General features: G+C 32.0%; 16 protein-coding genes and 5 tRNA genes. 10 read left to right on the top strand and 11 right to left on the bottom strand.

The annotated features are described in order from the left end of the window. The first annotated feature begins 9 nt into the window (after positions 1-9). Together G0Q09_RS00790 and G0Q09_RS00785 are read left to right on the top strand one after the other, a co-directional pair. Complete coding sequence (locus G0Q09_RS00790) at positions 10-1608, top strand: SusD/RagB family nutrient-binding outer membrane lipoprotein (protein ID WP_219033657.1); 1599 nt, start codon at positions 10-12, stop codon at positions 1606-1608. A gap of 100 nt (positions 1609-1708) precedes the next feature. Next, positions 1709-2425: a hypothetical protein gene (locus G0Q09_RS00785; RefSeq protein ID WP_219033656.1), complete on the top strand. Its 717-nt coding sequence runs from the start codon at positions 1709-1711 to the stop codon at positions 2423-2425. A 64-nt stretch (positions 2426-2489) separates the two neighbouring features. On the opposite strand, the gene guaB is transcribed toward G0Q09_RS00785, so the two are convergent. Further along, positions 2490-3950, bottom strand: a complete 1461-nt coding sequence (gene guaB / locus G0Q09_RS00780) for an IMP dehydrogenase (RefSeq protein WP_115002117.1) — start codon at positions 3948-3950, stop codon at positions 2490-2492. Between the two features lie 251 nt (positions 3951-4201). Between guaB and G0Q09_RS00775 the strand changes: the two genes are divergently transcribed. The 3 genes from G0Q09_RS00775 to G0Q09_RS00765 all read left to right on the top strand — a co-directional run bounded on the left by G0Q09_RS00775 (position 4202) and on the right by G0Q09_RS00765 (position 9352). Further along, positions 4202-7786, top strand: a complete 3585-nt coding sequence (locus G0Q09_RS00775; RefSeq protein ID WP_219033655.1) for a glycosyltransferase family 117 protein — start codon at positions 4202-4204, stop codon at positions 7784-7786. 190 nt (positions 7787-7976) lie between these two features. Further along, positions 7977-8486, top strand: a complete 510-nt coding sequence (locus tag G0Q09_RS00770; RefSeq protein WP_219033654.1) for a hypothetical protein — start codon at positions 7977-7979, stop codon at positions 8484-8486. Between the two features lie 203 nt (positions 8487-8689). Then, positions 8690-9352, top strand: coding sequence for a porin family protein (locus G0Q09_RS00765; protein WP_219033653.1), 663 nt, complete (start codon positions 8690-8692; stop codon positions 9350-9352). A gap of 76 nt (positions 9353-9428) precedes the next feature. On the opposite strand, the gene G0Q09_RS00760 is transcribed toward G0Q09_RS00765, so the two are convergent. Genes G0Q09_RS00760 through G0Q09_RS00750 form a run of 3 tightly spaced genes read right to left on the bottom strand, consistent with a single transcriptional unit; the run spans position 9429 to position 12874 of the window. Continuing rightward, complete coding sequence (locus G0Q09_RS00760) at positions 9429-10640, bottom strand: transporter (RefSeq protein WP_219033652.1); 1212 nt, start codon at positions 10638-10640, stop codon at positions 9429-9431. Beyond that, positions 10624-11265 (bottom strand): ATP-binding cassette domain-containing protein, encoded by a 642-nt coding sequence (locus G0Q09_RS00755; protein WP_219033651.1) that lies wholly within the window; start codon positions 11263-11265, stop codon positions 10624-10626. The genes G0Q09_RS00760 and G0Q09_RS00755 overlap by 17 nt, the downstream gene beginning before the upstream one ends. After that, positions 11255-12874 carry a DUF4836 family protein gene (locus tag G0Q09_RS00750; protein WP_219033650.1) on the bottom strand — a complete coding sequence of 540 codons (1620 nt, stop codon included), beginning with the start codon at positions 12872-12874 and terminating at the stop codon, positions 11255-11257. Before G0Q09_RS00750 ends, G0Q09_RS00755 begins: the two co-directional genes overlap by 11 nt. A 213-nt stretch (positions 12875-13087) precedes the next feature. Between G0Q09_RS00750 and ileS the strand changes: the two genes are divergently transcribed. The 4 genes from ileS to G0Q09_RS00730 all read left to right on the top strand — a co-directional run bounded on the left by ileS (position 13088) and on the right by G0Q09_RS00730 (position 17846). Continuing rightward, positions 13088-16495: an isoleucine--tRNA ligase gene (ileS, locus tag G0Q09_RS00745; RefSeq protein ID WP_219033649.1), complete on the top strand. Its 3408-nt coding sequence runs from the start codon at positions 13088-13090 to the stop codon at positions 16493-16495. 4 nt (positions 16496-16499) lie between these two features. Continuing rightward, positions 16500-16886 carry a TraR/DksA family transcriptional regulator gene (locus G0Q09_RS00740; protein WP_038331914.1) on the top strand — a complete coding sequence of 129 codons (387 nt, stop codon included), beginning with the start codon at positions 16500-16502 and terminating at the stop codon, positions 16884-16886. A 9-nt stretch (positions 16887-16895) separates the two neighbouring features. Next, positions 16896-17540, top strand: a complete 645-nt coding sequence (locus G0Q09_RS00735) for a lipoprotein signal peptidase (protein ID WP_038331916.1) — start codon at positions 16896-16898, stop codon at positions 17538-17540. A 69-nt stretch (positions 17541-17609) separates the two neighbouring features. Continuing rightward, a complete protein-coding gene (locus G0Q09_RS00730) occupies positions 17610-17846 on the top strand; it encodes a hypothetical protein (protein ID WP_219033648.1) in 237 nt (78 codons plus the stop codon). A gap of 112 nt (positions 17847-17958) precedes the next feature. Here G0Q09_RS00730 and G0Q09_RS00725 read toward each other — a convergent pair whose 3' ends face one another. From G0Q09_RS00725 to G0Q09_RS00695, 7 genes are all read right to left on the bottom strand, one after another. Continuing rightward, positions 17959-18450: a hypothetical protein gene (locus tag G0Q09_RS00725; RefSeq protein WP_219033647.1), complete on the bottom strand. Its 492-nt coding sequence runs from the start codon at positions 18448-18450 to the stop codon at positions 17959-17961. Positions 18451-18570: 120 nt separating this feature from the next. Further along, positions 18571-18645, bottom strand: a tRNA-Val gene (locus G0Q09_RS00720). A gap of 42 nt (positions 18646-18687) precedes the next feature. Beyond that, a tRNA-Val gene (locus G0Q09_RS00715) sits at positions 18688-18762 on the bottom strand. 43 nt (positions 18763-18805) lie between these two features. Then, positions 18806-18880: transfer RNA gene (locus G0Q09_RS00710), tRNA-Val, on the bottom strand. Between the two features lie 41 nt (positions 18881-18921). After that, a tRNA-Val gene (locus tag G0Q09_RS00705) sits at positions 18922-18996 on the bottom strand. Between the two features lie 43 nt (positions 18997-19039). Further along, positions 19040-19114, bottom strand: a tRNA-Val gene (locus G0Q09_RS00700). A 126-nt stretch (positions 19115-19240) separates the two neighbouring features. After that, positions 19241-20134: a lysylphosphatidylglycerol synthase transmembrane domain-containing protein gene (locus G0Q09_RS00695; protein ID WP_219033646.1), complete on the bottom strand. Its 894-nt coding sequence runs from the start codon at positions 20132-20134 to the stop codon at positions 19241-19243. A gap of 121 nt (positions 20135-20255) precedes the next feature. Between G0Q09_RS00695 and G0Q09_RS00690 the strand changes: the two genes are divergently transcribed. Further along, on the top strand, positions 20256-21056 hold the full coding sequence (locus tag G0Q09_RS00690) for an SDR family NAD(P)-dependent oxidoreductase (RefSeq protein ID WP_219033645.1): 801 nt from the start codon (positions 20256-20258) through the stop codon (positions 21054-21056). Positions 21057-21058 lie beyond the last annotated feature (2 nt).

The following is a 21058-nucleotide window of genomic DNA, read 5'->3' as shown; positions in this document are numbered from 1 at the left end:
TAAATTATTATGAGAATCAATAAAACAATTATATTATCAGCATTACTAGGAAGTGCTTTATTATCTTCTTGCGATAATGGATTTGAAGAAATGAATATTAGTCCTAATGCACCCGAAAATGCGCCTACATATACAATCTTTCCAATTGCAACTAAAATATTTGTTGATAAAATGAGAGATGGATGGGTGTCTGGACGTATGTTATTGCCTTGGGTACAATATTCAGCACAGAGAAACTATACAGAAGAGGATAAATATGCTTATCGTACAACAACAGGAGACCAAGCCTGGAATGCGACTTATAGATCATTATCTAATTTAAAAAAGGTAATAAGTATTTGTACAGACCCTGTTTTAGGACCACAACAAGCTGCTTACGGAGATGTTGATACACAGATTGCTGTAGCGAGAATTATGATGGCTTACGAATTCTTGGATTTGACAAATTATTTCGGTGATGTGCCTTATTGGTCATTAAGTGGAGCTAAAAATCCTGATTTTCAAGCTTTACAGATTGATACATATGCTCAGCCTAAATATGTTAAGCAAGAAGAAATCTTCAAAAACTTATTACAAGAATTAAAAGAAGCTGAAGCTCAAATTGATGAAACAGAAGATAGAGTATTTACCAGTCCTGAAAATAAAATTGGAGATCAAATTTATTTCGGAGATGCATCTAAATGGAAAAAATTCGCAAACTCATTACGTTTAAGAATAGCAAATCAAATTAAAGATGTATATCCTGACGCAAAAGCAGAAATAACTGATGCAATTGCAAAAGGAGTATTTACATCTAATGATGACAATGCTTTACAACACTATGGTACTTCTGCTGTAGAAGGATCTCCATTTTGGTATGAATTTTTTGTACGAAATAGAAATGACTTTTATGTTAATAATCAATTAATAAGATTATTAAAAGGTCAATCAGGAACTTATGGAATAGACCCGCGTTTACAAAAATTTGCTGCACCATTAGGAACTTCTAAAGCAAATGCAGGAGCTGGTAATTATGTTGAAACTGATGATATTACTAAGTATCAAGGTATTCCTTATGGTTTACCATCAGATCGTTTAGCATCTAATAATCAAGTTTCGAAAATTTCTCCATTTTCTAAAACTATTTTCTCTGCTGATTATTCAGAGGTATTGATGGAATATTCTGAAGTTGAATTCTTATTATCAGAAGCAAATGGATGGAATCAAACAAACTATGTAAATGGTGTAAAAGCTTCTATGGAAAAATGGGGTGTTGATCAAGCTAAAATTGATGCTTATGTAGCTAAGTTACCTGCTGCTAGTAAAGAGCATGTAATTACGCAAAAGTATATTGCTTTATATATGCAACCTCAAACTGCTTGGGTAGAGTATAGACGTACTGGATATCCTAATGGATCAATTTTATTATTGCCTGGTCAAACAGGTTATGAAATAGATGGAACTCCTTATGTATTCACGCCTTTAGTTGCTGGAATGACAGATCTTCCTTCTAGAATTGCTTATCCTCTAGGTGAACAAACACTTAATTCAGCTAACTGGAATGCTGCAGTTTCAGCTTATGGAGGTAAAGATCCTATTAATGGAAAGTTATGGTGGATGACACGATAAGATTATTTTTTAAAAAAAGTAAATAAAAAAAATGGAAACCATTGGTTTCCATTTTTTTTTATTTTTAAAAAAAGATTGTAACTTAGTATAAATATGAATTATGAAACTTAAAAGAAATTTATTTTGGTTGTTTGTAATATGTTTTATTAATAATCTACAAGCTCAACAACCACTCGTTTTATCAGATGGAGTCGATAGAGTTTTAACTGAAAAGATGTCTTATCAAATGAGTAATATTCAAAATGAAATTGCTTTAAGAAATAAAGGTGAAGTCATAGAACAATACGAAGGAAGCCAATATTTTAATCCAAATTTTGAAGACATAGAGATTAAAGGATTTAATCTTGACTTTTCTAAATTGAGATATAATGCTTATTCAGATGAGATGGAATTTGAAAAAGAAGGTAAAATTTTTAATTTAACCAAAGTTCCTGAGTTGATGATTTATTTCCCGTTAACTCAATATCAATTTCTTAAATATCCTACTAAAAATGGTCAAATTGAAGGTTATTTAGAAGTTTTGGTATATGATAAAGATAAATTTTCTTTGTATAAAAGAAATAAAAAGATAATAACTCATGGAGAATTTAAAAATAATGCCAATAAAGCAAATACAAAATTTTCATTAGTAAATGATAGTGATTTATATTTGATTAGATATAAAGAAGATAAGTTTTATGAGTTTCCTACAAATGAAAAACAATTAAATAAAATTCAAAATAGTCCTGAATTAGTAGATTTTGTAAATAAGAATAATTTGAATCTAAGTTTAGAGAAAGATAAAATTAAACTTGTTGATTTTATGAACAAGCTTTAAGATGAATATTAAACAAAATAGCAAGCCAATTGGCTTGCTATTTTGTTTAATATATTGATAATTCTTAATTCGAATAATTAGGAGCCTCTTTTGTAATGACAACATCATGTGGGTGAGATTCGTGTAAACCAGCACCTGTGATACGTACAAATTTTCCGTTTTCAATTAAATCTTGAATTGTTGGAGTTCCGCAATATCCCATTCCAGCACGTAATCCACCACATAATTGGTAAACAACTTCTGCAATAGAACCTTTGTGAGGAACACGACCTTCGATTCCTTCTGGAACTAATTTTTTCGCATCAGCTTGGAAATAACGATCTTTAGAGCCGCGTTTCATCGCAGCTAAAGAACCCATTCCTTGATATGCTTTGAATTTACGACCTTGGAAAATAATTTCTTCTCCTGGCGCTTCATCTGTTCCTGCAAATAAACTTCCTAACATCACCAAGTTTGCACCAGCAGCAACAGCTTTTACAATATCGCCTGATAATTTGATACCACCATCTCCAATAATTGAAACGTTTCTTGTTTTTGCGTAAGAATGTACATCATGAATAGCAGAAAGCTGAGGTACACCAACACCAGCTACAACACGAGTTGTACAGATAGAACCAGGTCCAACACCAACTTTTAAAGCATTTGCTCCAGCATCAATCAAAGCTTTTGCTGCTTCTGCAGTTACAATATTTCCTCCCACTATATCTAATTCAGGGAATGCATTTCTAACTTCAGCAACTTTACTAATAACTCCAGCTGAATGTCCGTGAGCTGAATCTAACGCTACGATATCAACACCTTTGTTTACTAAGGCTTGAACGCGTTCTAATGTATCAGCACCAACACCAACTCCTGCTCCAACGCGTAAACGACCTTTTGTATCTTTACATGCATTAGGGAATTCAGTTAAGTTGTCAATATCTTTTATCGTAATTAATCCGATTAATTTATTGTTTTCGTCAACAATTGGTAATTTTTCGATACGGTAACGAGAAAGAATTTCTTTTGCTTTCTTAAGGTCAGTATCAATATCAGAAGTTACAATATTTTCTTTTGTCATTACGTCTTCTACTAATTGATCGAAGTTTTCTTGGTAACGAATATCACGATTTGTAATAATTCCAACCAATGTTCTATCTTCCTCAACAACTGGTAAACCAGAGATTTTGTATTTCTCCATTAAGTTTACGGCGTCTTGCAGTTTGTGATGACGAGATAAAGTAATTGGATCAGAAATCATTCCGTTTTCCGAACGTTTTACCATATCAATTTCATTCGCTTGTTCTTCGATTGACATATTTTTGTGAACGAAAGATAAACCTCCTTCACGCGCTAATGCAATCGCTAATCTTGCTTCGGATACAGTATCCATCGCAGCAGAAACTATCGGAATGTTAAGTGTGATATTGTCTGTGAATCTTGTTTGTAGAGATACTTGGTTCGGTAATATCTCTGAGTAGGCTGGCACTAATAACACATCGTCAAAAGTGAAGCCCGTTTGTAGAATTTTGTCTGTTAAAGGCATTGCTTTTTGCATTGCAAATTTAGATGAAAAAAGTTTAGAATCAAAACTATTTGATAAAATGTATCTTTATTTTGTAGGATTTGATGTTTTGTTAATATGTAAATGAATCGATTAGAAACTTTAAAATTAATTTTAAAATATTCGATAAATCTATATTGTTTAGATGAGATTCTAATCAGAATTTAATCATTTCAATCCTAAGCTATATCAATTTTTTATCTTATTTTCGCAAGATAGTTTATTAAAACAAAATGGATATAAATTTCAAAAAGTGGAACAACATCTTGGGTGTTGCGATGTTCTTGATAGCGACAATATTGTATTTGGCGTCGATGGAGCGTTACCTGAGTTTGTGGGATTGTGGTGAGTACATTGTATCATCAGCAAAATTGGGAATTACGCATGCACCAGGGGCAGCTTTGTTCCAAATAATGGGAGCAGTTTGGTCTGGTTTAGCTTTTGGTGACGGAAGCAAATACGCCATATTAATCAACAGTACATCTGCCTTGTATAGTGCAGGAACAATTATGTTTTTGTTTTGGACAATTACATATTTTGCTCGAAAAATGTTTGCAAAAACGCAAGATCCAATGAATGTTGATGCGATTGAACTAAATGCTTCTCAAAAAATTATAACATTAGGAAGTGGATTAGTTGGAGCTGCAATTTTTATGTTTAGCGACACATTCTGGTTTTCTGCGGTAGAAGGAGAAGTTTATGCAATGGCATCTTTCTTCACAGCGTTATTATTTTGGCTGATTACAAGATGGGATCAAGTCGCTGATACACCTAGAGGAAACAAATGGTTGGTAATTATTTCGTTGGTGATTGGTTTATCGGTTGGTGTTCACTTAATGGCAATGTTAGCAATTCCAGCAGTTTGTTTTGTATACTATGCTCGAAAATATAGATTTACAATCAAAAGTTTCTTAATCGCAAATGTTATTACATTGATTATTTTAGCTTTTGTATTCAAAATAATTTTCCCAGTTGTAATGACTTTCTTTGGTAGAACAGAGATTTATGTAGTCAATAATTTGGGAATGCCTTTCAATTCTGGGACAATTATCGCCGCTATCATTTTAATCGCAGTTTTCTATTTTGCGATTAAATTAACTCAGAAATATGGTTCAGCATTATTGAATACAATTTCGTGGTGTGTGATTTTTATGTTGATTGGTTTCTCATGTTGGTTAGTTATTCCGATTCGTGCAAACGCAAATCCTCACATGAATTTGAATGATCCTGATACAGCTTTGGGTGTTTTAGATTATTTTAATCGTGAACAATATGGTTCTTGGCCTGTGATGTACGGACCAGTTTTTACGGCTCATATTGCAAGTGACGGAATTAAGCGTGATACTAATGGAGCGCCAGAAAGTACAGTTCGTAGTTCTGAATATATCAAGGATAAACGTACAGGAAAATATTTGAAAGTTTCGGATCGTTTAGATTATACATATGAAGATAAATATGTGAAGTTTTTCCCTAAAATGTTCAGTCCAGACCCAGGTGTGATGGAGAATTATGCGGCAGTTTATGCTTTTCCAAAATTCTCTTTGAATGCACAATATGCGGGTGATAAAGAAGCGCAACAAATGTACGCGCAATTGGTTGAGAAACGTCAAAACAGACAATTAAAAGTTGCAGAACTTAAGAAATATGGTGAGATTTTAGATATCGAACCACCTACATTTGGTGAACAATTTAATTACTTTATTGATTACCAAATCAACTATATGTTTATCCGTTACTTTATGTGGAATTTCTCTGGTCGCCAAAACGATTTAGAAGGTAATTTCGAGATTACAAAAGGTAATTGGATTTCAGGAATTCCATTTATTGATAATCCACGTTTAGGAGATCAATCAAAATTACCAGATGAATATAGAAATGATGGAACAAATGTATATTTCATGTTACCATTATTCTTAGGTTTAATCGGGTTATTTACACAATTAAACAGAAATTTTGTTAACTGGTGGTCATTGTTGTCATTGTTTATTTTAACAAGTGTCGGAATCATCTTTTATACATCTGTAAAACCTTTCGAACCTCGTGAACGTGATTATGCATTAGTAAGTTGTTTCTATGCATTTGCGATTTGGGCAGGATTGGGTGTACAAGGAGTTTATTTATTACTTCAGAAATTGATGAAGCAAGAATTGAAACCATCTTTAGCAATTGGAACGACAGTTATTTTAGCTGGTATTCCAATTTTAATGGGAGCTCAAAACTGGGATGATCACGATCGTTCAGAGCGTTCTGTAGCTTATTCTTTAGCTTACAATTATCTGAATCCGCTCGATAAAAACGCTATTCTTTTTGTCTATGGTGACAATGATACTTATCCACTTTGGGGATTACAAGAAACCGAAAATTTCCGTGATGATGTAAAAATTGCGAATTTAACGTTGGCTGCTTCTCCATGGAATTTAGAACAATTGTTACGTAGAACGTACAATGCAGCGCCTCTTCCAAGTGATTTGAAACCGAAAGATTATCAATCTGGAACTAACGATCAAATTTTTGTGGTAGGAGGTTCTATCAAAAATATTTTTGATCAATTGAATAGTTTCATTAAACCAGGGTCTAATCAAACATTAGAAACGTTAAGTCAAATGCCAATCGAGCAAGTTGGTCAATATTTATCTGATCCTGAAATTGATCCAAACCAAGTGATGTCAGTTTATAAAAGTTTAAAACCTTTGCAAAAATATATCACAACAGATAGTATGACAGCTAAAGAAGCGATGGATTTTATTTTAGATAATAAATCACCAGAGAAACAAGCTTTAGCAGATTATTTTGGTTATCCAATTGGTGGAGCAAATTATTTACCTGTTTCAAAAATTGTTGTTCCTGTAAATAAAGCAAATGCGCTAAAATACGGAATTGTAAGTGCAAAAGATGCAGATAAAATGGTTGATTCAATCACAATTAATATCAAAGCGTCAAGTTTATTCAAAAACAATTTGTTGTTGTTGTCAATGATGGCGAAATACAATTGGGATCGACCTATCTACTTTAGTGGAGGAGGAATTTCTGATCCAGAAAATACATTCTACATGAATGATTATTTATTGAATGCTGGAATGAGTTATAAATTAGTTCCTATTTATACGCCTTTTGGTAAAGGAGGAATTATTGGTGCTTCTGATAATGACATGTTATTAAGAACATTCAATTCGTATAAATGGTCTGGATATAATAACCCTGATGCTTCATTTAGTTTGACAGAGCGTAATTATACATCTTCTTATAGAAATACTGCTGTTCGTTTGGCTGATGATTTATTGAATGCTGGACGTAAAAAAGAAGCGATTGCAGTTTTAGACAAAGTGATGTTAGAAATTCCTGCTTTAGCGAAATACGATATTGGTTATGGTGTAAGTAGAATTGCTGGAATTTATTTGAAAGCTGGGGAGGATAAAAAAGCGCAAGAATTGTTCGCGCACGTTCGTAAAGAAGCGAATGCGAAAATTGCTTTCTTCGAATCGTTGCCTTCAGGGAAAGGATATTCAATTGGTTCAGATTTAGCCGCGGCTAAAAATGATTTGATGATGTCAATCTACAATGAAGCTTCCGCTTTAGGTGAAAGAGGTGATAAAGAAAAAGCATTGAAAGTTTTCGAATCTGCTTATAATCCTGTTTTGAAGAAATTCGAAACCTTATATAAAGAAGTTGTGGCAGATGGAAAAGTTGACGCAGCTGATCAAGCAAAAATCATGAATCAGTTTAATTATTTAGACGAAATGATTGGTGTAGCAGCAGAAATTGATACCAATTATGCGAAACAACAACAGAATATTTTATACAAAATGGTCGGACAATAAGTCAAATCAATAAAAACAGAAAAGCTCCAAAAATTATTTTGGAGCTTTTTATGTAATATAAAGTTCTGAATATTAGGTTATTGTTAATTTTAGTGTGTTTTATCATTATTTAGTTTTTAACTTTGGCACATAAATTGAAATTATGCAAATAAGTTTAACAAAATTGTAAATATTTTAAAACATTATAAAAATGAAAAAAGTGTTATTAACAGCTGCTTTAGCAGTAGCAGGTATGGTAGGAGTTTCAGCGCAAACGTCAGGAGTAGAAGGTACAGTACACGTGGGTTTTCCAGTAGGTAATGCATCAGATGTTTCTTCTTTTAACCTTGGAGTAGACTTAGCTTACTTACATCCTATTGCAAATAATTTCAAATTAGGAGCGAAAGTCGGGTATGACCATTTTATTGCTAAAAGTGATTTTAAAGATTTAGGAGGAGAAGATTTTGGGTTTATTCCATTAGCAGCAACTGCAAAATACGAATTCAGTAACAATTTATTTATTGGTGGAGATTTAGGTTATGCAATTGCTACGAAAAGTGATATGGACGGAGGTTTATTCTGGCAACCAAAATTTGGTTATTCAGGAGCTAACTTTGATGTATATGCTGGATATAAAGGAATTGCTTCAAGTAATAACTATGGATTTGATAAAAAGTCTAATGCAGATGCAGTTTCTTTAGGATTTGCTTATAAATTCTAATAACAAGAACAACTTATACTTGATACAAGCTACATCGAAAGATGTAGCTTTTTTTTATTAATATGCTTTTATGAATGTTAAAATCAAATAATTAATATATTTAAAATGAGTTAATTAATATTTGTAGTACTCTTTTTTAACATTATTTGGCACAAGACTTGAAATTATGCATACATCATAATTAGAACTATAAAATTTAAAAGATGAAAAAAATATTTTTTATTGCTGCTGCAATGTTAGGAGTTGTAAGTTTGAGCGCACAAGAAAAAACTACATCGCCACAATTTGGTATTAAATCCAGTGTAAATATGTCTTCTTTCAATGGAAAAGATGTAAATGATAATGATTATAAAGTAGGTTTTAGCGCAGGTCTTTATGGACACTTTCCAATTAATGATCAATTTGCTGTTCAACCAGAGGTAAATTTTACACGAATGGGGGGACGAGAAAAAACTGACGTAACAGAAGTTGGAAACACGACGGTCAAAAATTACAATAAAACGACTTTAGATTATATTCAAGTTCCAATCATGTTCAAATACTATCCTGCTGCATCTCGTTTTAATATAGAGGCTGGTCCACAATTTGGATTTAATCTGTATGCGAGCAACAAACAATCTACAAGTACATATGCGAATAATACCGTTTACACAACAGAACAAAAGTTTGATGTAAAAGATGATGTAAAAAACTTTGACTTTGGTGTTAACTTCGGTTTGGGATATAATGTAACAGACAATATCAATGTTGGAGCGAGATATTATATGGGATTAACTAAAATAGGAGATAATAAAAACAACAACAATGTAGAAGTTGGAGATGTAAAAAATCATTCGTTTTCTATAGGAGTTGGATATTCGTTCTAATCGAGAATATTAAGCATAAACAAAAGGATTCTGAAAATTTTCAGAATCCTTTTTTGTGTTTTTATAAAATTTAGTATTAATCTTTCAAAGCAATTTTTTTGACGGATTGTGTCAAAATTATTTTATTAATGATGAATAAAATAATCACGATGATTAATCCAAAACCGATCACTTCCCAAACATGCGAAGTTTCTGTTGCCATAAATTTACCGACTTTTTCTTTGATGATATCTAAAACAAAATAAACTAACGGAATAGAAATAATATAACTGAATAACATAAATATAATCGAAAATTTCAGATACGGACGAGCCAGTTGGTTGATGTTGTAACCAATCAAAAATAAATCCTTTGTTTTGTGTTTATTCTTTTCAATCATCAATTGAAAATTGATAATCATCAACCAAATCGCTGCAAAAACAATGATTAAGCCAATAAATAAAACCAACGAAAAAGCTAATTTCAGATAATACGTCAATTCATTATTTTTCAATTCATCTTTGTTGATATCATAATTTTGTTGCTCAAAATAAGTCGAAGCATTTTCATCTCCTTGAGATTTCGTTTCAACAACAATTCGTGAAGGTTCTGTATTTTTTTGAGGTGCATAAGTTTGATTTGCCCATTCCAAAAAGTTTTCAGGAACTAAAATCGTATTAATTTTTGTTGTAAAATCGACAATTCTCGCTTGATATACTTTCTGATTTTCTCCTTTTCCTAAAATCAATTGAAAAGGAATTTTAGTAAATAATCCTTCCGAAACTTGTGGTAAACCTTGACTTGTTGCAAAACCAAAATTGTATAAATTCAAATAACTTTTCGGAATAATAATCGGGATAAAATCTTCTCCTTCTTGCCATTTCCAATCTGATTCTTTTACATCAATAAAATCTTCTGGAACAGATTCGAAAAATAAATCAGTCGAAAAACCACGAATTCCAGCAACTCCACCAACTTGTAATTTTACAGGGAATTGACTGCTTTTGAATGTTCCGACTTTCTCAACAAAATTTTGCGATTTCAAATCGTTAATTTCATTTTCACTAAAACTTGGTTTTTCTCCAGTCAACGTTTGTAAAGACGATATTTTTTTATTCAAAACCACATAATTTGCTTTCCAAACTGAGCTATCTTCTCCAAAATTTTTGGCATAATCCAAATAAATTGTTCCAGCTAAAATCAAGATAAAAAATCCAATGATTGAGAAAAAACAAAAGGTTGTAATTCGTAAGAAACTTAGATTTTTACGAACTAATTTTTCGATTAAAGTTTTAGAGTTGAATGACATTTGAAAGGCGTTTATCGTGAATTTCGTGTAAGCTTGTAAAGATGATTCCAGCGTTATTTTTTGTAGCTTCTTCGGTAACCAAATCAATCAGAAGTTGTTGATTTACTTCATCTAAATGACTAAAAGGTTCGTCCAAAAGTAAAAAATCAAATGGTTGACAAAGTGCACGAATCACAGCAATTCTTTGACGTTGACCATAAGAAAGATGAATCGCTTTTTGATGTAAATGACTTTTTAAACCAACTTTTTCAATCCATTCAATAATTTGATTTTCGGATTGATGTTGCGTTAATACATTTTTTAATTGAATATTTTCCATCAAAGTCAATTCTTCAAACAAATGTAAACCTTGAAAAACATACGCAATTTTTTCACGTCTAATTTTTGTCCAATCATTCAAAGAATAATTCTTAATATTTTGTCCATCAAATAAAACTTCTCCGTCATAATCTTTTCTATCGCCGTACAAAATATTAATCAACGTCGATTTTCCAACACCAGAATGTGCAACGATTTGATAAATATTTCCGCTCGAAAAAGTGTATGTATTTTTCCAAATTTCAGATTGTTCGAACCCAAATTCCTTCAAAGGATGCGGAACAAGTTGACTGATTTTAATTTCCATTTTGTTGTGCAGCTTGATTGAAAAATAGTGAATAAGCTTGGTCTAAAAGCAAGAAAATCACTTCCAAACTATTTTTATCCGTCTTTTTCATATGTATTTTTCCTGTTTTTGTGTATTCATTCGAAACGCGGTAATCGACGTAATCAAAATAAGATAAAACCGTTTGCATTTCTTTCGTATTTCCGAACGGAATTTGTTGATAAATATAATTTTGAACTTCTTTTGGATATTGATCAAAATTTAAATTCACGTAACCAAACATCGGATTTGAAGCGTTTGTAGCATATTCTGATGTAACAAAATTTGAAGAACTTACCATTTTGTTCAAATATTGATTCATAATCGATTGATTATTTGTGATGTACATCAAATTGTTTTTGTATGTCATATAAATCTTCATATTTGTCGAAATTGGTAACATGTAATAAGGTCCAATTTTCTGAATATTTTCTTGATGAGATTTAATAAATTCGTTGAAGAAAAGATCGTTTTTCATTTTTCCTCCCAAAACAAATTGAGGATAAACAACTTGCTTGATAAAAGCTTCTTTCTTCCCAAAAAAGTCATTTGGATTAAATGCTTTTCCGATCTCAAAATCATATACACTAAACAAAGCTTCGCCTTCAAAACTTTGTTCTAATTTGTTCAAATCAATGTCATATTGTTCTAAAAAAGTAGTCAAGAAATTCTGATTTTCGAACACATAACGCGTGTTGGCAGGATAAATTCCAAGTCCAATGTTCATGTAACTTTGCGCAGGAAAATACTTGAAAAAATCAGTATTGATTTTTGATTTCCACATCGGATGTTTTTGTAATTTAACTTTTGTAATCGCATCTGGATGAAATTTCTGTGTAAAACTAATTCCGTCCGAAGTAAATGAAATAAAATTGACCCAAGAACTTTTTGTGAAATCAAGGTTTTTCTTTTCAGAACTTTCATGTTTCGAGAAGTTTTTCAAGAAATTTCCAGTGTACCAAATGTTGATATCCTGCGAGTTTTTAACAAAATCTCCAAAGCTGTTATTTTCTTTCGCAAGTGAATGTTTGTCGTTGATAATTTTCGCGAAATAATCTTGAATCGCTTTTTCTCCAACACCAAATTCAGAAACAATCAATAAAAATTGAGATTTGTTCCAAGCCATAAACGGTTTATTGAATCCAGAAATTGTTGTAAAACCATCTTTCTTTTCAAACGAAATATCTTTTTTGTATAAACCTTTGTAAATGGTTGATAAATGTTTTTCAAATTGATCTTTGTCACGCATATTTGTAATCAACGCCACCATATTTTTTTCATTAATTTTTTGTCCAAAAATGTAAATAGGGCTGATAATATCTATGCCTGCTGAAGTCGGATTGTTTTTGATATCATTTAATAATTGATCAAAAGTTGGATCTTGATTTTTAAGTTCGCCTTCGGCTAATTGATAAATTTTATATTGTTCTAATTTCTGAAAATTACCTTTTTCTGCAATTGATTTTGGATTTATCAACGCAACAAAATCTACATCTGTAGGAATCAAAACCGTATAATCTTCGTTTTTGGAACAACTTGCAAAAAGCAAAATTAGAAATAGAATTGAGTAATATTTGAAGCCTTTTTTCATCGAAAAAATATCTTTAAAAATTGTTGTTAATTATTTGTTTAATCCTGAATTAAATCTGAAATCATCTGATTTTTATTCAAGAATTGTTAAATCTATAATATTGGTATAAATTTAAGCAATTATTAATATGATTTTCGTTTCTATAACAATAAAAATATGTAAAAATTTCTTATATTCGCACTCCTTGATTTAGAAGAAATAAGAAAGAATTCGATGGCAAAAAAGTTTAGAGAATATAAGCACTTAGACTTGGTACAAGTCTCAAAAGAAACGTTAGAAGAATGGAAACAAAATAATGTTTTCGAAAAAAGTATTTCTACGCGTGATGGAAATCCATCTTTTGTGTTCTATGAAGGTCCTCCTTCTGCAAACGGAAAGCCAGGGATTCACCACGTTTTAGCACGTTCTATCAAAGATATATTTTGTCGTTACCAAACCTTGAAAGGAAAACAAGTTTTTCGTAAAGCGGGTTGGGATACGCATGGTTTACCAGTAGAATTGGGAACTGAGAAAGAATTAGGAATTACCAAAGAAGATATTGGAACTAAAATTTCAATTGAAGAATATAACGAAGCGTGTAAACGTACAGTAATGCGTTACACAGATTTGTGGAATGATTTGACTGAAAAAATGGGTTATTGGGTGGATATGGAAGATCCATATATCACGTATAAACCAAAATATATGGAGTCTGTTTGGTGGTTGTTGAAGCAAATTTATAACAAAGATTTGTTGTACAAAGGTTATACAATTCAACCATATTCTCCTAAAGCTGGTACAGGTTTATCTTCACACGAGTTAAATCAACCAGGAACTTATCAAGATGTTACAGATACAACGATTGTTGCTCAATTTAAAGTAAACAAAGATTCTACAGATTTATTCAATGATTTTGATGGAGATGTGTATTTCTTAGCTTGGACAACAACACCTTGGACGTTGCCATCAAATACAGCGTTAACAGTTGGTCCAGATATCGATTATGTTGTAGTTGAAACATTCAATCAATATACATTCGAGCCAATTCGCGTAATTTTAGGAAAACCATTGGTTGCTAAACAATTCGGTAAACCATATTTCTTAGCAGAAACAGAAGAAGATTTTAAAGTTTATGCGGCAGGAAATAAGACAATTCCTTATAGAATTGTAGGAGAATACAAAGGTGCTGATTTTGTTGGAACTCGTTATGAGCAACTATTACCTTGGGCGTTGCCTTACGAAAATGCAGAGAATGCTTTCCAAGTAATTCCTGGAGATTTCGTAACAACAGAAGATGGTACAGGTATCGTACATACTGCGCCTACTTTTGGTGCGGATGATGCGCGTGTTGCAAAAGAAGCTGGTGTTCCACCAATGTTGGTATTAGATACGTATGGAAATGCTGTTCCTTTAGTAGATTTACAAGGTCGTTTTGTGGCTGATTTACCAGAAGGTTATGGAGGTAAATATGTAAAAAATGAATATTACGATGATGGAACTGCTCCTGAAAAATCGGTTGATGTCGAAATCGCGATTTTATTGAAAGAGCAAAACAAAGCTTTCAAAGTAGAGAAATATAAACACAGTTATCCACATTGTTGGAGAACGGACAAGCCGATTTTATACTATCCATTAGATTCTTGGTTTATCAAGGTAACGGATGTAAAAGATCGTATGGTTGAATTGAACAAAGAAATCAATTGGAAGCCAAAAGCGACTGGTGAAGGACGTTTCGGAAACTGGTTAGAAAATGCCAACGATTGGAACTTATCTCGTTCTCGTTATTGGGGAATTCCATTGCCAATATGGAGAACTGAAGAAGGGGATGAAGTTACAGTAATTGGTTCAGTAGAAGAATTAGTTGCTGAAATTGAAAAATCAATTGCGGCAGGCGTAATGACTTCTAATCCTTTCCAAAATTTCGAAGTTGGAAATATGACAGAAGAAAACTATGATTTAATCGACTTACACAAAAATGTAGTAGATGAAATTACATTAGTTTCTGCATCAGGAAAACCAATGAAACGCGAAGCGGATTTGATTGACGTTTGGTTTGATTCTGGAGCAATGCCTTATGCGCAAGTTCACTATCCATTCGAAAATAAAGAATTGATTGATAATGGAACAATGTATCCAGCTGATTTTATTGCAGAAGGTGTCGATCAAACACGTGGATGGTTCTATACATTGCATGCGATCGGAACATTAGTTTTTGATTCGAAAGCATACAAAAATGTAATGTCAAACGGATTGGTTTTAGACAAAAATGGTCAAAAAATGTCAAAACGTTTGGGGAACGCTGTCGATCCATTTGATACATTGGCAACTTATGGTCCTGATGCAACACGTTGGTACATGATTGCGAATGCGCAACCTTGGGAAAACTTAAAATTTGATATTGCTGGAGTGGACGAAGTTCGTCGTAAATTCTTCGGAACATTATATAATACCTATTCATTCTTCGCATTATACGCGAATGTGGACGGATTTACATTTGAAGAAGAAGAAATTCCTGTAAATGAAAGAGCTGAATTAGATCAATGGATTATTTCTGAATTGAATACATTAACGAAAAAAGTTGATGCCTTTTTAACAGATTATGAACCAACAAAAGCGGCTCGTGCTATTCAAGAATTTGTGATAGATAATTTATCAAACTGGCACGTACGTTTATCAAGAAGACGTTTCTGGAGAGGTGATTATTCGAAAGATAAAATTGCAGCTTACCAAACATTGTACAAAGTTTTAGAAACGGTTTCAATTTTAGGTTCTCCAATTGCACCATTCTTCATGGATCGTTTGTACAAAGATTTGAATGCAGCTACAGGTAAAAATCCTGCAGAATCTGTGCATTTAGCAGATTTTCCACTTGTAGAGGAATCTTTAATTAAAGCAGAATTAGAAGAACAAACACATTTAGCACAAACGGCTACAAGTATGATTTTATCACTTCGTAAATTGAGTGATAACAAAGTACGTCAGCCATTACAAAAAGTAATGATTCCTGTATTGAATGATACGATGAAAGCTAATTTGGAAGCTGTATCAGAATTATTGAAACAAGAAGTTAACGTTAAAGAAATTCAACTTTTAACAAACGAAGAAGCATCAAATCTTTTAGTAAAATCTATTAAACCTAATTTCAAGACTTTAGGTCCAAAATATGGTAAAGAAATGAAAGCTATTTCGGCTGCTACAGCAGAATTGACGAATGAAGAAATTGTTAAATTAGAGCAATCAGGTAAAATAGATTTGTTAATTGACAACAAAACATTAACTTTAGATTTAGAAGATTTTGAAATCGCTACAAAAGACATCCCAGGATGGACTGTAGCTTCTAATTCTACATTGACAGTAGCACTTGATTTACAATTGACAGAAGAGTTAATTAATGAAGGTGTTGCACGTGAATTGGTAAATAGAATTCAGAATCTACGTAAAGAAACCGGACTAGAAGTAACCGACAAAATTATACTTAACTTAAAAAATGATGAATCAATCGTAAATGCAGTCGAGCAAAACAAAGATTACATTTGTTCTGAGACATTAGCAGAAGATCTTGTTTTACAAGACCAAGTTGCAAATGGGGCAGAGGTTGAAATTAATGGATTGATGACGCAAATTGCGATTACTAAATTGTAAGCGTATGGCAACAACAGATGAAAAAGTAAGGTACTCTGATGCAGAGTTGGAAGAGTTTAGAGCAATAATTCAAGACAAATTAGATCAAGCGATAAAAGATTACGAATTATTGAAAGAAGCTTACACGAACGATAGTAACAATGGTACTGACGATACGTCTCCAACGTTCAAGGCGTTTGAGGAAGGTTCTGAAACCATGTCGAAAGAACAAAATGCACAATTAGCAGCACGCCAAGATAAATTTATCCGTGATTTGAAAAATGCATTGTTACGTATTTCGAACAAAACATACGGTATTTGCCGTGTAACAGGAAAATTAATTAACAAAGATCGTTTGAAATTAGTTCCGCATGCAACATTAAGCATCGAAGCTAAAAATATGCAACGTTAATCAAGTATTTTGAAAAAAGTAGTACTCATTACCATTTTGGTTTTAATCATAGACCAAATTTCAAAATTTTACGTAAAAACACACTTTTTTTTAGGTGAAGACGTAGATGTTTTGGGTTGGTTTAAAATAGCATTTGTAGAAAATCCTGGAATGGCATATGGTATGCATTTCGGAGGAGAAACTGGTAAAATTGTTTTATCACTTCTACGAATTGCTCTAATCGGAATGATTATCTACTATATTAATGCATGGTCGAAAAAACTAAATAATAACTTCTTTATCATTCCGATTGCGCTTGTTTTGGCAGGTGCAATAGGGAATGTACTTGATGGAATTTTTTATGGCGTTATTTTCGATAAAGGAACTACTTACAATGAAATGTTTCAGGATTGGGTAGGATATCAAGGTGTCGCACAAGCAAACTTTGCTGGTTATTCTGGTTGGTTTACAGGCTGTGTCGTAGATATGCTTTATTTCCCAATTGTGGAGTTCGATTGGCCTTCTTGGATTCCAATTATAGGCGGACAACATTATAAGTTCTTTCAGCCTGTATTTAATATCGCAGATTCGGCTATTTTTATTGGAGGACTTACTTTGTTTCTTTTCCGTAAAAAAGCATTTACAACCGAAAATGGTGTAAGATTAAGATTTTAAAAAGATAATCCCTCAGTTCAAGCGCTGAGGGATTTTTTATTATATTTATTTGTACAAGAATTGATTTTGATGAATAGTTGGTTTAATCTTTTGACTGAAAGTTGTGACATGAATGATTTATCTAAATATGTTGCAATCTATCATGTCAAAAGCTGTTCTTATGACGAGAGTTTTATAAATAAAAGTATTTCTTTAGACGATATAATTTCAATCGTTAATAAAGGTTCTATTGATATTCAAAATGATATTTTAGAAATATTCGTAGCAATAAAGCAAAATAATACGAATGATTTAATCGTAATATAATCCTTTTGGTCTACAAAACAATCTTTAATATTAATGAAGAAATGAAAAATCAACTATTAATCAATTCAGAACAAGTTAAATGAAGGAAGTTTGTTATCGGAGTTTTTTATAGTTACAAAGAAGGCGGAGCGTAATATTCGTATTTATCATCTTTTGTAAAGATTAATTTAGAGTTAAGATCTTGTAACTGTATAATTTTTCCACTCTTTTTTATAATTTTAAACTTTACAACTTCATTCGTTTTCCGATTTTTCAGTTCTAGAATATTATTTTTTATTTCAACGTCATAATTATTAGCCTGCATTAATATTGTTCTAGAGATAATATCACCATTTTTAATGGATACTACTTTTGATTTATATTCAGTTTCTTCTGGGTAACTATTTATTCTCATAAAAGCTGAGTAATCATTGACTTGTAAAACTATTTCATAAGGGGATTCAGCAGGTAATAACGTGTCTTTTTCTAGTTTCCAAATAAAGTATTCGTAGTCAAAAGTTGGCTCGTATAATTTAGCTTTTGGAGGAGCTGGTAAAGGTGGAACTTTCTTTATTTTAGGTGGAGGTAAAGTTGTTTTCTTTTTTGTTGGGAGAAAGTGAAACATGAAAGTAAAAGAAATAATGGTAATACTAGTTTTGTAATTTTCATAAGAATTGATTTATATAAAATTACAAAAAATAATAAATAAAAAACTCCTTTCAATTTCTTGAAAGAAGTTCTGTTGTGGTCCCTACTGGATTCGAACCAGTGACCCCCTGCTTGTAAGGCAGGTGCTCTGAACCAACTGAGCTAAGAGACCTTATTTAGAATTTTATTTAAAAGACTTTTTATTGTCTTTATGTGGTCCCTACTGGATTCGAACCAGTGACCCCCTGCTTGTAAGGCAGGTGCTCTGAACCAACTGAGCTAAGAGACCTTATTTAGAATTTTATTTAAAAGACTTTCTATTGTCTTTAAAGTGGTCCCTACTGGATTCGAACCAGTGACCCCCTGCTTGTAAGGCAGGTGCTCTGAACCAACTGAGCTAAGAGACCTTTTTAGAATTTTATTTAAAAGACTTTCTATTGTCTTTATGTGGTCCCTACTGGATTCGAACCAGTGACCCCCTGCTTGTAAGGCAGGTGCTCTGAACCAACTGAGCTAAGAGACCTTATTTTAGAATTTTATTTGAAAGACTTTCTATTGTCTTTATGTGGTCCCTACTGGATTCGAACCAGTGACCCCCTGCTTGTAAGGCAGGTGCTCTGAACCAACTGAGCTAAGAGACCTTCGTAATTGGATTGCAAATATAGGGCTGTTTTTGAATAATCCAAATAGTTAAAATGAAAAAAATTAAATAAAATTTAATGTTAGGACTTAACTCTTTTCATTTCAAAGAAATAATTTTTCAGATTTTAAAAAGAAATATTCGTCTTTTTCTTTTTCTCTTCAATTTTAACCCCTTTAAACAAGTAAATAATCCCAATAAATGAGATCGAAATGGTGATGATAGAGAAAATAAATGCTGCACTTGTGGCTAAAGTTTCATCAAAATTGAATCGATGTGCAGCGTACATAAATACAGCTTCTCTAATTCCAAATCCACTAAAAGAGATAATGGATAAAATTCCTGAAACTAAAAAGATCAATAAATATATACTGAAATTCTCTGGATGAATATTCAATCCTTCCAAAACAAAATACAACATACCAACTTGTATCAATTGTAATACAATCGAATAAATCATCGAGTTATAGAAAGTTTTTTTATGAATAGGGAAAATCATTCCTAAAATAAATGGAACAGCTATAAAGCCAACTAAAGAAAGGATTAATGATCCATATTGTATCCAAGGATAATCAGTCAGATTTGAAAAAAATATTAGGAAGATGATGATGAGTAACATTGCACAAAGACCGATAATTTTGTCAAGAAAAACCGCCTGCGAAATTTCTTTCAGACTGATTTTATAGTTTTTATTCAACACATAAACTTTGTATGCATCACCACCAATTCCACCTGGAACAAAGGTGTTGTAAAACATTCCTAAGAAATATAATCGTGCATTTGATTTGTACGATAAATCGAGGTTAATATCTCTGAAATAATAATCTAATCGAAAAACAGACAAGGCTTGCGAAAGAACATAAAGGATAACAGCTATAAAAATATACGCCCAATTCGCATTTTTGTAATGACTGAAAATATCAAAAATATGTAATTTAACAAAGAAGATATAATAGATTAACGCAATACTAATCGTTAATTTAATTCCTGTTATAATATATTTTTTAGTTTTTGGATTCAATTGAAATCTTTTGATAATTAACGCACAAATTTAGAGAATCTTCTAATAACCATTCAAAAAATTATTTATCTACCAATATTTGCCTGATATTATGTAGTTTTGCGGTTAAATTAATCGAATCATGCAATCAAAAGTTATTGTAATTACAGGCTCTTCTTCGGGTGTAGGATTGACTTTGGCAAATTATTTTCACGATAAAGGACATCAAGTTTATGGTTTATCAAGAACAGCTAAAGGTCAAGAAAAATTTAAACATATTGCGACAGATGTTTCGGATAAAGAAAATGTAAAACGTAGTTTTCAGCAGATTTTTTCGGAAACGAACAATCAAATTGATGTATTGATTAACAATGCAGGAATTGGAATGTTAGGCGCTGTGGAAGATGCTTCGAAAGCTGATATCGAGAAATTATTGGATGTTAATGTGTACGGACCTATTTATACAATGCAAGAGGTTTTGCCTACAATGCGTTCTCAAAAAAACGGTTATATCCTGAATGTTTCGTCGATTGCGAGTAACAATGGTTTGCCTTTTAGAGGATATTATTCGGCTTCGAAGGCGATGATTGATCGTTTGATTGAATCGGCTCGTTTGGAAAATCGTCATACAGGAGTGGAAATTGCAACATTGAATTTTGGTGATATCAAAACCAATATTGCAGAAGGTCGTGTGAAAACTTTTGTTTCAAAATTTTATCAAAAAAGATATGATGCAATGGTTGCTGATATCGATCACGAAGTGCAAGATGGTACACCAACAGAAGATTTGATTCCGATTATCGAAAATATTTTGGCTCAGAAGAGTTTGAAACCACATTATTATATTGGAAAATCGATGCAGAAATTTTCTGTAACCTTGAAAAATATTTTACCTCAAAAAATGTTCGAAAATATTATTGCAAAATATTCAAAATTAGATTAATT

Origin of the sequence: Empedobacter falsenii (assembly GCF_019308355.1) — a bacterium.
GTDB lineage: Bacteria > Bacteroidota > Bacteroidia > Flavobacteriales > Weeksellaceae > Empedobacter > Empedobacter falsenii_B.
The sequence above is the reverse complement of the archived record's forward strand: the minus strand, read 5'-3'. Positions and strand labels throughout refer to the sequence as shown.